Genomic DNA, 14,020 nt, shown 5'->3' on the forward strand with positions numbered 1-14,020 from the left:
GGCTGCATGCTTGAGGCTGATAGCGCGCTTCTATTTGTCATAATCGCTGAAACTGAATCCTATGTCGCATGGACGTGGCGCCCTATTTCGCAATCAGCGACTCGCTGCAGGTTCCGATCAGCGCATATTTTTTCGAGCTTGTTTTTTTATTAGTAATGGAAAGGGCGATCCAGCTGGTTTGCGTCCCTGTATGCATCATCTGTTCAGACGCATAGGGCGACCACGGTCGTGATGTTGTCGCGCGAACTGGATTCTTTCGCCATCGCGATCAGGCGTTCACATACCGCGCCGAGCGTGGAGGAATTTGCATGTGCCAAGGCCGCTTCGATCTCCGCATGCGCCACCGCCCCATGCAATCCATCACTGCACAACATCAGCACATCCCCTTCGACGACCTGGTGCGAACGCAGCTCCGGCGTCACGGTCGGCGCCGGCCCCATGGCCTGCAGCAGCACGTTGCGCGCCGGCAGCCGGTCGCGCATGCCCGCTTCCAGCGCCTGCTGGTACAGGGTCTGGTCGCGCGTGAGCTGCTCCAGCACGCAGCCGCGCAGGCGGTACAGGCGGCTGTCGCCCACATGGAAGACCACCAGCGGCGCCACCGCCGAGGCGCGCCAGAATCCGGTCAGGGTCGCGCCCATGCCATCGCCCTCGGTGCGGCCGCGCGCGCAGTTGTGCGCATACAGGCGGGCGTTCGCATGGGTGACGGCGGCGCGCAGCAGGCGCAGCGCGCCGGCGGCGGGATCGGACCAGGTGGCGTCGGGATCGGCCTCGGGGCCGCCATCGGCGAAGAAGGCGGGCAGGGCAGGAGTGTGCTGGGCGAGATAGGCGCGCATTTCGGTCAGCACGCCGGCGCTGGCCACTTCGCCGGCCGCATGGCCGCCCATGCCATCGGCCAGCATCGCCAGCCCCATGGCTTCGTCGATCAGGAGATTGTCTTCATTGTTGCTGCGCACCGTGCCGACATCGGTGGCGCCGAAGACCAGCATCCCGGGCAAGCGGTGCACGCGCGGCGGGGAAAGCGGGATGGTGCGGGTCATCGTGGCGTCCCGATCATGGTGTCTGTCCGGCGCGAGCGCGGCGGCCTGGCGGACAGGAGGGTCGGCTTCAAAATTAGCATGACTGTATGGTGTCCGCAATAAGAAGTTAAGCAGCTGTTCACCTTCCTGCAACGTCGGTCCGGCCTCGACAGGCAAGGCATGCGGGCGCCCCCGACACGCCGCTTCATGGCAGCCTGCGACCTTCCCCCGCAGTGGAGCACGCATGTGCGACGGCATTCTCCCGGTTCCCCTCGACAAGGCCTACCGCCTCCTGAACCATGAGCCGACCGCGCTGGTCTCGGCCTGCCGTTTGCCGCCTGGGCCGACCTCCGCGGTTTCCGCGACGGCCGCTGGCATGTCGAGACGGCCGACCCAGGATGGCGCAGCATCCACCATGTGGCAAGCTGGCATTTCTGTGCGATTGGCGAAGCGTTGGGGCAGGGGGCGGCTGATACCGCAGCGGACTCGCCAACACTGTCACTTTGATGCGCCTTCCAGACACATTGTTGTATGCAAGATACTGAAATTTTGTGTTGGCAATTGGATATCTGTTACAGTTCAAGCTGGACAGCAAACCATGCCGTCCGCCCCTGACTTGTACGGATGTCTATGCCTGCCGCTCCCTTGCCTCCCGATGAACTTGACCGGCTGTCGATGCTCGACGCCCTCCACCTGCTCGATACCCCGCCCGAGCCCGTGTTCGACCGCGTCACCCGCCTCGCTGGTCGCGTGCTGGGCGTGCCGATGGCGCTGTTCTCGCTGGTCGATGCCGACCGCCAGTGGTTCAAGTCGCGGGTCGGACTGGACGTGCCCGAGACGCCGCGCGAGCACGCCTTCTGCGCCCACGCGATCGGCATGAGCGCGCCGCTGGTCGTCAACGACGCCCAGGAAGACGCGCGCTTCAGCGACAATCCGCTGGTCACCGGCGCGCCCGGAATCCGCTTCTATGCCGGGGTACCGATCCGCACCACGGCCGGCCTGGCGATCGGTACCCTGTGTGCGCTCGATACCCAGCCGCGCACGCTCGGCGCCGAAGAAGCCCAGGTGCTGGCCGACCTGGCGGCGATCCTGACCAAGGAAGTGCAGTACCGCGAGCGCCTGGCGCTGGCGCGCGACCAGCTGGCCCATTCGAGCCAGGTGCTGGTCGCGAGCGAAGCGCGCTTCCGTACCATCTTCGACATCGCCAGCGTCGGCATCGCCCTGGTGGCACCGGACGGCGGCTGGATCAGCGTGAACAAGGCCTTGTGCAACATCGTCGGCTACAGCGAGGAAGAGCTGTGGCGCCTGACCTTCCAGCAGATCACCCATCCCGACGATGTGGCGGGCGACGTGGCGCACATGCGCGCCCTGGAGCGCGGCGAGCTCGAGCAGTACCAGATGCAGAAACGCTACATCCGCAAGGATGGGACGCCGGTCTGGATCCACCTGAACGTCTCGCCCAAGCGCAACGAGGCCGGGGCCGTCGAGTACTACGTTTCGGTGATCAAGGACATCGATGCCGAGAAGCTGGCCCAGCAGCAGCTGGCAAGCCTGAACACCGAGCTCGAACGGCGGGTGCGGGAACGCACCGGCGAGCTGCTCGAAGCGCTGGAGCGCCAGCGCGCCGTCAAGGAGGAACTGCGCGCGCGCGAAGCGGAACTGAGCAGCGTGATCGAAAACGCCAACGACGCCTATATCTGCCTCGACGAGGCCGGCCTTGTCACCGCCTGGAACCGCCAGGCCGAGGAAACCTTCGGCTGGCCGCGCGCCGCGGCGCTCGGCCAGCCGCTGGAAGCCCTGATCATCCCGGAAGACCACCGCGAGCGCCACCGCAAGGGCATGGCGCGCTTCCTCGGCACCCGCGTCGCGCACGCCGTCGACCAGCGCCTGGAGCTGCCGGCCCTGCGGCGCGACGGCAGCGCGCTCACGGTGGAGGTGCGGATCCGCGCGCTCGAGATCGGGGGGCGCACCATGTTCAGCGCCTTCCTGCATGACATCAGCGCGCGCAAGCAGGAGCAGACCCAGCGCGAATACGAAAGCCGTCACGACCTGCTCACCGGCCTGCTCAACCGCCGCGCCCTGCTGGAGACGGTGCCGCTGGCCCAGGCCCGCGCCAGCCGCAACGGCAAGACGGTGGGCATGCTGTTCATCGACCTGGACGGCTTCAAGGCAGTCAACGATTCGCAGGGCCACGAAGCGGGCGACATCCTGCTGGGCGTGATCGCCGGGCGCCTGCGCGCCGGCGTGCGCCGCACCGACAGCGTGTACCGCCTGGCTGGCGACGAGTTCACGGTGCTGCTGGAAGACATGGCCGACACCTACGACGACGCCCACACCGTGGCCGAAAAGCTGATCTCCAGTATCGCCGAGCCGGTGCAACTCCCGGGCCGGGCCGTGCGCGTGCGCGCCAGCATCGGTATCGCGCTCGACCCTGGCAAGCCGGGCCGCTCGCCCGAGGAGCTGCTCAAGGAGGCCGACCACTACATGTACCAGGCCAAGAAAGCCGGCCGTGGCCGCGTCTGTTCCGCGCGCCATCCCTGCTAGCGCCTGCGCGGCTGCTTCCCATGCCGCCCCCCCGCCATGGGTGGGCGGGTCTTCCCGCCCAAGCGTCCCATTCCCCTTGGCGCACCCCACGCCGCGCTTGACCTTCCCACCATGGTAAGGAATATCCTTCAACCATGAACACGATTACCGACACCGACAAGCCAGGGGATCTGGAATCCGCCACCGTCCTGCAGATTGAAGGCATGACCTGCGCCTCCTGCGTGTCCCGCGTCGAAAAGGCCCTGCAGAAGGTGCCCGGGGTACGCAGCGCCTCCGTCAACCTGGCCACCGAGAAGGCGACCGTGCGAGGCACGGCCGCGCCGCAGGCGCTGGCCACCGCCGTGCGCGACGCCGGCTATGACGTCGCCATGGAGCCGGCTCCAGGCGCCCTCGATGCCCCGGCCCACCCGGAAGCCGGGAGAGGCCTGCCGGCCTGGGCCCCCATTGCCGCCGCCGCACTCCTGAGCCTGCCCCTGGTGGCGCCGATGCTGGTCCAGCCCTTCGGGCTGGAACTGCTGCTGCCGGGCTGGCTGCAGCTGGCGCTGGCCACCCCGGTGCAATTCTGGCTGGGCGCGCGCTTCTACCGGGCCGGCTGGAAAGCCCTGCGCGCCGGCAGCGGCAACATGGATCTGCTGGTCGCGCTCGGCACCAGCGCCGCCTATGGGCTTTCGCTCTACCTGCTGCTGGGCGGCGGCCATGGCGCGCAGCACCTGTATTTCGAATCCTCGGCGGTGGTGATCACCCTGGTCCTGCTCGGCAAATGGCTGGAAGCCCGCGCCAAGCGCCAGGCGCTGGCCGGGATCCGCGCGCTGGAAGCGCTGCGCAGCACCGAGGCGCTGGTGCGGCGCGACGGCGCCGAGCAGCGCATCCCGCTGTCCGCGCTGCGGGTCGGCGACCTGATGGTGGTGCGCCCTGGCGAACGGGTGCCGGCCGACGGCCTGGTGGAAGAGGGCCGCAGCCACCTCGACGAATCCCTGCTCACCGGCGAAAGCCTGCCGGTGGCGCGCGAAGCGGGCGAGCGCGTGGCCGGCGGCGCGGTGAACATCGATGGCCTGCTGCTGGTGCGCGCCAGCGCCGTCGGGCACGAAACCATGCTGGCACAAATCATCCGCATGGTCGAGGACGCGCAGGCGGCCAAGGCGCCGATCCAGCGCCTGGTGGACCGCGTCAGCGCGCTGTTCGTGCCGGCCGTGCTGCTGCTGGCGCTCGCCACGCTGCTGGGCTGGGGCCTGGCCGGCGGCGACTGGCAGGCGGCCCTGCTGAACGCGGTGGCGGTGCTGGTGATCGCCTGCCCCTGTGCGCTGGGCCTGGCCACCCCGGCTGCGATCATGGTCGGCACCGGCACCAGTGCGCGCCACGGCATCCTGGTCAAGGATGCGGAAGCGCTGGAAACAGCGCATGCGATCGACCTGGTGGTGTTCGACAAGACCGGGACCCTGACCGAGGGCCGGCCACGGCTGCTGGCGCTGGAAGCGGCGGACGGCCAGGACCCGCAGCGCGTGCTGCGCCTGGCCGCCGCCGTGCAGCAGGGCAGCGCCCACCCGCTGGCCCAGGCCGTGCTGGACGCCGCCCGCGTGCGTGCGCTGGCGCTGCCGCCGGCGGCGCAGGCGCGCGCCCTGCCGGGCCGCGGCGTGCAGGCCGAGGTCGATGGCCTGACCGTCCTGCTCGGCAATGCGCGCCTGATGCGCGAGCAGGGGATCGCGCCCACTGCACTGGAGGCCGGCGCCGCTCCCCACGAGGATGCCGGGCGCAGCGTGTCCTGGCTGGCGCTGCGCCATGCGGGCGGCGCCGAACTGCTTGGCCTGCTGGCCTTCGGCGACACGCTCCGGCCGGGGGCGCCGCAGGCAGTGGCGCGTCTGGCGGCAATGGGCATCGAGGCGATGATGCTGACCGGCGACAGCGAGGGCGCGGCGCGCGCCGTCGCCGCCCAGGCCCGCATCACGCGCTACCATGCGGCTGTGTTGCCCGGCGACAAGGCCGAGATCGTGCGTGGCCTGATGGCGTCCGGACGGCGGGTGGCGATGGTCGGTGACGGCATCAACGATGCCCCCGCGCTGGCCGCCGCCGACGTCGGGATCGCCGTGGCCAGCGGCCTGGACGTGGCCATGCAGACCGCCGGCATCACCCTGATGCGCAGCGAGCCGGCGCTGGTGGCGGACGCGGTGGCGATCTCGCGCCGTACCTATGCCAAGATTCGCCAGAACCTGGGCTGGGCTTTCGTATACAACCTGGTCGGCATCCCGCTGGCGGCCTTCGGCCTGCTCAACCCGATGCTGGCCGGCGCCGCGATGGCGCTCAGTTCGGTAAGCGTGGTGGCGAACGCGCTGCTGTTGCGCGGATGGCGGCCGCAAGCGGCGCCGGCCGGCCAGGCGCCGAATCAGGAAGCACAACTGGAAGCACGACAGGATATTACCCGGGCCCCCGCGCCCATCCAGAAAGGAGCAGGAACGATGTTTGAACTGACTGTGGAAGACATGAGCTGCGGCCATTGCGTGGGCCGCGTGACGAAGGCGGTGCAGGGCATCGATCCGGCGGCCCAGGTGGCGGTGGACCTGCCTGCCAAGCGCGTGCGGATCGACAGCGAAGCGGACCTGGAGCGGATCGTGGCGGCGATCGATGCAGCCGGCTATCCGGTCAGCGCCAAGGCGCGAACCTGATTCCTGGCGTCAAAAAACAAGCTGTTTTAACTCCGCATTTGCGATATATTTTATGTAGATTGAATAAGGGCGGTAAATACAGAAAATAAGGACGTTGCGCTAGCACGGGCAAGGCGCGGCAGGTCACATATACGTGCCCTGCGGGGCTTTCACGCAGTATTCACCGGGGCGATTCATGCAATTTGGTGTTTTGGCGGAACCGGCAGACCTCGCGAAACACCCGCCATCGGCGGCCCAGCTGCGCAGCGTGCTGGTCACGCTCGCGGTGCTGGCGTCGCTGTTTGCGCTGCTGGCGCCGTTCGCCCGCATCCAGTTGCCGACGGCGCCGGAATTCGTCCCGATGTACCAGTCGGTGCTAATCGGCAGCAACCTGCTCACCGCCATCCTGCTGCTGGGCCACGTGCAGACCAGCCGTTCCTGGTCGCTCGGCATCCTGACCCTGGGCTACCTGTGCACGGCGCTGATCGCGCTGGCCTACATGCTGACCTATCCCGGCCTGTTTTCGCCGCAGGGCGTCCTGGGCGGCAACGGCCAGACCGCGCCCTGGCTGTTCTTCATCTGGCATGGCCTGTTTCCGGTCTTCGTGGGCGCCTACGCGGGCAGCTACCGGCGTCCGCTGCCGGCGCATTTCCTGCGCCTTGGCACCCTGCTGGTGGCGCTGTTCGCCGCACTGCTGGTGCTGCTGTGCGTCCGCGGCGCCCCCTACCTGCCCGAGCTGACGGAGGGGCACCGCTACCGCCCGGCCTACCGCTGGCTGGGCCTGGGCGTGCTGGTGCTGGCGCTGGGCGCACTGTGGAAGACGGCCGGCAAGCGTCCGCGCGCGGCGCTCGACGTGTGGCTGACAATCGCGCTGGCGGCATGGGTGTTCGAGCTGCTGCTGTCCTGCATCCTCAATGGCGGGCGCTACGACCTTGGTTTCTACGCGGGCAGGCTGTACGGGCTGGCGGCTTCGCTGTTCGTCCTGGGCGCGGTTGCGATTGACAACATCGCGCTGCATGCGCGCCTGCGCGACACCTTCGAGGAAATGGTCGAAACGCGCGCCCGGGCCCAGTGGCAAAGCCTGCTCGGTTCGGTGCTGCGCCAGCTGCCTGACGGCGTCCTGATCGTCGACCGCGAGGGCCGCTGCGTGATGGCCAACGACCAGGCGGAGGAGATGGCGGCCAGCTTCGCGCGCCAGGAAGCGGATGGCCAGGATGGGCCAGCCACCATGCTGTCCCTGCTCGGCTCCCCGGTGCGGCGCGCGATCGCCGGCGAAGCGTTCCGTGGCGCCCAGCTGGAAAGCCAGACCCGCGATGGGCGCCGGGTCTACGCCGTCAGCGGCGCGCCGCTGCGCGACGCCGCCACCGACCTGGCAGCGGCCGTGATCGTGCTGGACGACATCACCGAACGTACCGAGGCCAGCGCCGCGCTCGGGCGCGCCCTGGACCAGACCCGCTACCTGATCGAGAACACGCCCCTGGCCGTGATCGAATGGGACCGCGACTTCGTGATCAGCCTGTGGAACCGGCGCGCCGAGGAACTGTTCGGCTGGAGCGCGCAGGAAGCCATCGGGCGCCGCATCGATGCGCTGCCCGTGATCCACGAGGAGGATGCTGGCAAGGTGGCGGCCTCGATCGCGCGCCTGCTCGATTCGGCCACCCGCTACGTGAAATCGGAAAACCGCAACCGAACGCGCGACGGCCGTGTCCTGTGCTGCGAGTGGTACAACTCGGTGCTGCACGGCGAGGACGGCCAGATCGACCGGGTGTTCTCGCTGGTGCTCGACGTCAGCGAGCGCGAACAGGCGATGGACGGCCTGAAGGAAGCCGACCGCCGCAAGGACGTCTACATCGCGACCCTGGCGCACGAACTGCGCAACCCGCTGGCGCCGATCTCCAACGCCGCCTCGCTGCTGCGCGGCAAGGGGCTGCCGCAGGAACGCATCGACTGGATCGCCGCCATGGTCGGGCGCCAGACGGCACAGATGGCGCGCCTGCTGGACGACCTGATGGACGTGACGCGCATCAGCCGCGGCAAGATCGAGCTGCACCGCGCGCCGGTGGAACTTGGACGGCTGCTGCGCGACACGCTGCAGACCAGCATGCCGCTGATCGAGTCCGGCCGCCATGGGGTGACGCTCGACCTGTGCGAACAGCCGGTGTGGGTCGAGGCTGATGCGCTGCGCCTGACCCAGGTGCTGGCCAACCTGATCAACAACGCGGCCAAGTACACGCCGCCGGCAGGACGCATCGCGATCATGCTGAAGGAAAGCCGTGGCGAGGCGCGGATCGAAGTGAGCGACAACGGGATCGGGATCGAGCCGGCGATGCTGGCGCGCGTGTTCGATCCCTTCGTCCAGGTGCCGAGCGCCAGCCACCTGGCCCAGGGCGGCCTGGGAATCGGGCTGTCGCTGGCCAAGGGGCTGGTCGAGCTGCACGGCGGGAGCATCGAGGCCCGCAGCGAAGGCCCGGGACACGGGTCGCGCTTCGTGGTACGGCTGCCGTCGATCGGGGCGCCGCCGCCACCGGAAGCGGTCGAGCAACTGGCCGGCGCCGGGACGCGCGTGCGCCGCCACGTCCTGGTGGCGGACGACAATGTCGACGCGGCCGAATCGCTGGCCTGGCTGCTGCGATCGGAAGGGGCGACGGTGGAGGTGGCGCACGACGGCGCGGCGGCCCTGCGCCTGTTCGACGCCCGGCCGGCCGAGATCGTGGTGCTCGACCTGGGCATGCCCGAGATGGACGGGCTGGAGCTGGCGGCGGTGCTGGCGCAGCGCAGCCCGCGCCCCTATCTGGTGGCGGTGACCGGACGCGGGCGCCAGGAAGACCGCGCCGCGTCGCTGGCGGCAGGCTTCGACGAGCACCTGACCAAGCCGGTGGCGCCACAGCAGCTGATCGAGCTGCTGGCCTGCTTGTAGCGTGCGAGCGTGCACAGCCATGCAGACTGTATTGCATGCGCCAAGCTCTACTGTTAGTATGCGTGCGGGTTCATTCTGGAGCGCGCAATGCACATGCTCTTTCGCCTGTTCGGTCCGCGCCGCAGGAAAAATCAGGAAGACATCGCCGTCCGCGCCGCCGAAGTGATCGTGCAGGTGCTGTTCGACATCGGCCTTGCCCGTTTTCTGGGAGGCACGGTCGTGCTCGACCGCCAGTTCCGCATCCGTTTCTACGGGGCGCCGCCCCAGCCTTCGGGCGACACCATCGCCAGCCTCGCCCTGCGCGAGCTGGAGGAAGCCCGGGCTTTTCATGCCCACGTCCTGCGCGCCGGCATCGACGCCCCCGCGCTCGAGCGCCAGGCGCGCGTCATGGCGGACGCCATCCTGCGCGAACTGCGTACCCAGTCGCCGGCCCTGCGCGCGCTGCCGGCCGCGCGCCGCGAGCGGCGTACCAACCTGCGCGCGGCCTGAGCGCCAGCTTCCCGAAGCACACGCCCGTCACAACGGTCCGGTGCGCGCCAGTGCGCGCGGCGGCGCTATCCTAGGCATGCGGGGCGCAGCGGCGCCACGGCAACGCCCGATGAAAGGATAGCGGCATGAGGCCTCCGGCATGAGCGTACGCAACCTCGGACACCTGTTCGCCCCCGCCTCGGTGGCCCTGATCGGCGCATCCGAGCGGCCCGGCAGCCTGGGCGCCACGCTGCTGCACAACCTGATGGCCGGCGGCTTCGCGGGCGAGGTCTGGCCCGTCAATCCGAAACACGCGCAGCTCGGCGGCAGGCGCTGCTACGCCAGCGTGGCCGAGCTGCCCGCGGCGCCGGCGCTGGCCGTGATCTGCACGCCGCCGGCCACCATTCCCGCCATCGTGCGCCAGCTGGGCGAGCGTGGCTGCCGCGCGGCGCTGGTGCTGAGCAGCGGCCTGCGCGAGAGCGGACGCGGCCTGCGCCAGGCGATGCTGGACGCCGCCCAGCCCTATCTGCTGCGGGTGCTCGGTCCGAACAGCGCGGGCCTGCTGGTGCCCGGCCTGGGCCTGAACGCCAGCGTCGCCTCCAGCGGCGCGCTGCCGGGGCGGATCGCCTTCGTGTCGCAGTCCGGGGCCCTGATGGTGGGCGTGCTGGACTGGGCGCGCATGCGCGGCATCGGCTTCTCGCACTTCATTGCGCTGGGCGACGCGGCCGACGTCGACCTGGGCGACGTGCTCGACTACCTCGCCAGCGACGGCGCCACCTCCGCCATCCTGCTCTACCTGCAGGACCTGCGCTACGCGCGCAAGTTCATGTCGGCGGCGCGCGCCGCGGCGCGCAGCAAGCCGGTGCTGGTGCTCAAGGCCGGCCGCAGTGCGGGACCGGCATCTGCACCCGCGGCCGCCAGCGAAAGCGGGGCCCTGGCCCGGCAGGACGACGTGTTCGACGCCGCCATCCGGCGCGCCGGCATGCTGCGCGTGGACAGCACCGAGCAGCTGTTCTCGGCCGCCGAGACCCTGGCCTACGCCCGTCCGCTGCACGGCGAGCGCCTGGCCATCGTCAGCAACGGCGCCGGCCCCGGCGTGCTGGCGCGCGATGCGCTCGCCAGTGGCGGCGGGGTCGAGGCGGACCTGTCCGACAGCAGCTGCGCGCGCCTGGATGCGCTGCTGGCGCCCGGCTGGCGGCGCGGTAACGTGGTCAACCTGCGCGGCGGCGCGCTGCCCGCGCTGTACCGCGAGGCGCTCGAGATCCTGCTGCAGGACCCTGGCGTCGATGCGGTGCTGGCGATCCAGTCGCCCACCGCCACGGTGGCCAGCCGCGACGTGGCCGACGCCATCGCCCCGCTGGCGCGCAGCGCGTCCAAGACCCTGCTCTCGTGCTGGCTGGGCGGGACCGCGGTGCAGGAGGCGCGCGCGATCGCGTCCGGCGCGCGCCTGCCGGCCTTCCGCACGCCGGAAGACGCGGTGGCCGGCTTCCTGCAGCTGGTGCACTACCGGCGCAACCAGAACCTCCTGATGGAAGTGCCGCCCTCGATGGCGGGCACGGTGGCCCCCGACCGCGCCGCGGCGCGCGCGCTGGTGCGCGAGGCGCTGGCGAAGGGGCGCTACCTGCTGTCCGACCCGGAAGCCAAGGCCATCCTGCGCGCCTACGGCATGGCGGTGGTCGAGACGCGCCAGGCCGCCGGCATCGAGGAAGCGGTGGCCGCGGCCCAGAACATCGGCTTTCCGGTGGCGGTGAAGATCCTGACGCCGGACGTGATGCACAAGTCCGACTTCGGCGGCGTGACGCTCGACCTCGACAGCCCCGAGGGCGTGCGCGCCGCCGCGGCGCGCATGCGGCGCCGCCTGGCCGAGCTGTTTCCGGGCGCGCGCTTCGAGGGCTACTCGGTGCAGGCCATGGTGCGGCGCACCCACGCGCACGAGCTGATCGCGGGAGCCGCCCTCGACCCGGTGTTCGGGCCGGTGATCGTGTTCGGACAGGGGGGAGTGGCGGTGGAGGTCACGCAGGACCATGCGGTGGGCCTGCCGCCGCTTAACCTGGTGCTGGCACGCGACCTGGTCGACCGCACCCGCGTCGCGCGCCTGCTGGCCGGCTACCGCAACCGTCCGGCGGTGAACATGGATGCGGTGCTGGCCAGCCTGGTGCAGGTTTCGCGCATGGTGTCCGACATCCCCGAGCTGGTCGAACTGGACCTGAACCCGCTGCTGGCCGACAGCAAGGGCGCCGTGGTGCTGGACGCGCGCATGCGCCTGGCGCTGGCGGACCGTTCCGGCAGCACCCTGGACCGGCTGGCGATCCGGCCCTACCCGCGCGAGCTGGAGCAGACCATCGAGTGGCAGGGCGCGCCGCTGCTGCTGCGCCCGATCCGCCCCGAGGACGGCCCGGCGCACCTGGCCTTTTTCGATGCGCTCACGCCGGACGACGTGCGCTACCGGATGTTCGTGCGCATCCGCGAGCTGCAGCCTTCGCAGCTGGCGCGCTTCACCCAGATCGACTACGACCGCGAGATGGCCTTCATTGCGACCCGGCCGAATGCCGAAGGGGTGGCCGAGACGCTAGCGGTGGCAAGGGTGGTCGCCGATCCCGACAACATCACGGCGGAATTCGCGGTGACGGTGCGCTCGGACCTGAAGGGGATGGGGCTGGGAACGATCATGATGCGCAAGCTGATCGACTACTGCCGCGCGCGCGGCACGCGCGAGATCGTGGGCGAGGCGCTGCCGCAGAACGGGCGCATTACCGGGATGGTGAAGAAGCTGGGGTTCACGGTGACGTCGACCGGGCTGGAAGGCATGCGCGAGATGCGGCTGGTGCTGTAGGGTCGGCGTGGTAGGTGGCCGGCTGTGCCATGTGTGCGTCCAACCCATGGTGGGAATGCCTGCGCGGCGGTTCCAGGGCTGGCTGGCCGCGTGGGCGGGAGACCCGCCCACCCTGCGAGAAATGGCTAGCGCCTGAAGCGCACGTCCTCCTGCACCACTTTCGCCTCTCCCTTCGGCTTCTTGGGCTTCTTCGGCTTCTTGACGATCTTCCCGCCCGCTTCCGTGGCAGGCACGCGGTGTTCCGGCGCGAAGCCATCTTCTTCCACCCGCTCGATGGTCTGCCGGGTCAGCGCCTCGATCGCGGCCAGGAATTCGACTTCGTCGGCCGCCACCAGCGATACCGCTTCGCCCGAGGCGCCCGCGCGGCCGGTGCGGCCGGTGCGGTGCACGTAGTCCTCGGCCACGATCGGCAGGTCGATGTTCACCACCACCGGCAGGTCGTCGATGTCGAGGCCACGCGCCGCCACGTCGGTGGCCACCAGCACCTTCACTTCGCCGGCCTTGAAACGCTCCAGCGCGCGCAGGCGCGCCGGTTGCGGCTTGTCGCCATGGATCGCGTCGGCCGCGATGCGCCGGGCGTCCAGCAGGCCGACCAGCTCGTCCACGCCCTTGCGGGTGCGGGCGAAGGCCAGGACCTGGGTCCAGCCGTGCTTGCCAAGAAGGTGCAGGAACAGCTCGGACTTGCGCTTCTTGTCCACCGGCACCAGCCACTGGCGGATGGCGGACACCGTGCTGTTGCGCGGCGCCGCCTCGATCCGCACCGGCTCGCGCAGCAGGCGGTTGGCCATGGCGCGGATCTGGTCGGAAAAGGTGGCCGAGAACAGCAGGGTCTGGCGCTTCTTGGGCAGGGCGGCGAACACCTGGTCGAGCTCCCTGGAAAAGCCAAGGTCCAGCATGCGGTCGGCCTCGTCCAGCACCAGGCTGATGACTTCGTTGAACTTCACCGCGTTCTGGCGGTGCAGGTCGAGCAGGCGGCCGGGAGTGGCGACCAGCACGTCCACGCCCTTGCGCAGGTTCATCATTTGCGGGTTGATGCTGACGCCGCCATAGGCGACCATCGTGCGCAGCTCCAGCCCGGCACCATAGGCGCGAAAGCTCTCGTGCACCTGTTCCGCCAGTTCGCGCGTCGGCACCAGGACCAGGGCACGGACCGCGTTGCTGCCGACCTTCTTGTCGCGCTTGAACAGGCGTTGCAGCACGGGGAGGGCGAAGCCGGCCGTCTTGCCGGTGCCGGTCTGGGCCGCGGCCATCACATCCTTGCCGGACAGGATGGCGGGAATCGCCTGCTGCTGGACGGCGGTGGGCGTGGCGTAGTCGAGCGTGGCGAGGGTCTGGACGATCGGGTCGATCAATCCAAGGGAAGCAAAGGACATGGGAACCTGCGGCGAGTAAATGTACAGGCCGTAGTTTACCCTGCCGGAGCGCGAGCGTCGAACCGCCGCGCCGGCCCGGTGCTCACGAAGCGAGGGAGATGGCGGCCGACAGGTCGACGATCGGCTTGACCGGCTCACGCTGGTCCTTGCAGCCGCCCATCAGGACGCAGGCAAGGACAAGGGTGGCGGGCAGGAAGCGGCGCGATGGCATGGTGGCTCCTCGGACAGTAGCA

The 14,020-nt window shown here is 69.7% G+C and carries 8 protein-coding genes; 5 read left to right on the plus strand and 3 right to left on the minus strand.

Annotated elements, in window-relative coordinates; genetic code table 11:
- Window positions 1–203: 203 nt before the first annotated feature.
- Entirely contained in the window at window positions 204–1,037 is an 834-nt protein-coding gene (locus LCI23_RS04000; RefSeq protein WP_224944450.1) for a PP2C family serine/threonine-protein phosphatase, read from the minus strand.
- A gap of 654 nt (window positions 1,038–1,691) precedes the next feature.
- Between LCI23_RS04000 and LCI23_RS04010 the strand changes: the two genes are divergently transcribed.
- The 5 genes from LCI23_RS04010 to LCI23_RS04030 all read left to right on the plus strand — a co-directional run bounded on the left by LCI23_RS04010 (window position 1,692) and on the right by LCI23_RS04030 (window position 12,414).
- Complete coding sequence (locus tag LCI23_RS04010; RefSeq protein ID WP_224944453.1) at window positions 1,692–3,560, plus strand: PAS domain S-box protein; 1,869 nt, start codon at window positions 1,692–1,694, stop codon at window positions 3,558–3,560.
- Between the two features lie 134 nt (window positions 3,561–3,694).
- Window positions 3,695–6,217, plus strand: coding sequence for a heavy metal translocating P-type ATPase (locus LCI23_RS04015; protein WP_224944456.1), 2,523 nt, complete (start codon window positions 3,695–3,697; stop codon window positions 6,215–6,217).
- Between the two features lie 175 nt (window positions 6,218–6,392).
- Window positions 6,393–9,113 carry a PAS domain S-box protein gene (locus LCI23_RS04020; protein WP_224944457.1) on the plus strand — a complete coding sequence of 907 codons (2,721 nt, stop codon included), beginning with the start codon at window positions 6,393–6,395 and terminating at the stop codon, window positions 9,111–9,113.
- A gap of 87 nt (window positions 9,114–9,200) precedes the next feature.
- A complete protein-coding gene (locus LCI23_RS04025; protein WP_224944458.1) occupies window positions 9,201–9,602 on the plus strand; it encodes a hypothetical protein in 402 nt (133 codons plus the stop codon).
- A gap of 139 nt (window positions 9,603–9,741) precedes the next feature.
- Window positions 9,742–12,414 carry a bifunctional acetate--CoA ligase family protein/GNAT family N-acetyltransferase gene (locus tag LCI23_RS04030; protein ID WP_224944459.1) on the plus strand — a complete coding sequence of 891 codons (2,673 nt, stop codon included), beginning with the start codon at window positions 9,742–9,744 and terminating at the stop codon, window positions 12,412–12,414.
- 125 nt (window positions 12,415–12,539) lie between these two features.
- Here LCI23_RS04030 and LCI23_RS04035 read toward each other — a convergent pair whose 3' ends face one another.
- Together LCI23_RS04035 and LCI23_RS20570 are read right to left on the minus strand one after the other, a co-directional pair.
- Entirely contained in the window at window positions 12,540–13,787 is a 1,248-nt protein-coding gene (locus LCI23_RS04035; RefSeq protein WP_224944460.1) for a DEAD/DEAH box helicase, read from the minus strand.
- An 82-nt stretch (window positions 13,788–13,869) separates the two neighbouring features.
- Window positions 13,870–13,998 (minus strand): hypothetical protein, encoded by a 129-nt coding sequence (locus LCI23_RS20570; protein WP_268824697.1) that lies wholly within the window; start codon window positions 13,996–13,998, stop codon window positions 13,870–13,872.
- Window positions 13,999–14,020: the final 22 nt, after the last annotated feature.

Source organism: Massilia sp. MS-15, assembly GCF_020176695.1.
GTDB classification, from domain to species: domain Bacteria; phylum Pseudomonadota; class Gammaproteobacteria; order Burkholderiales; family Burkholderiaceae_D; genus Telluria; species Telluria hydrophila.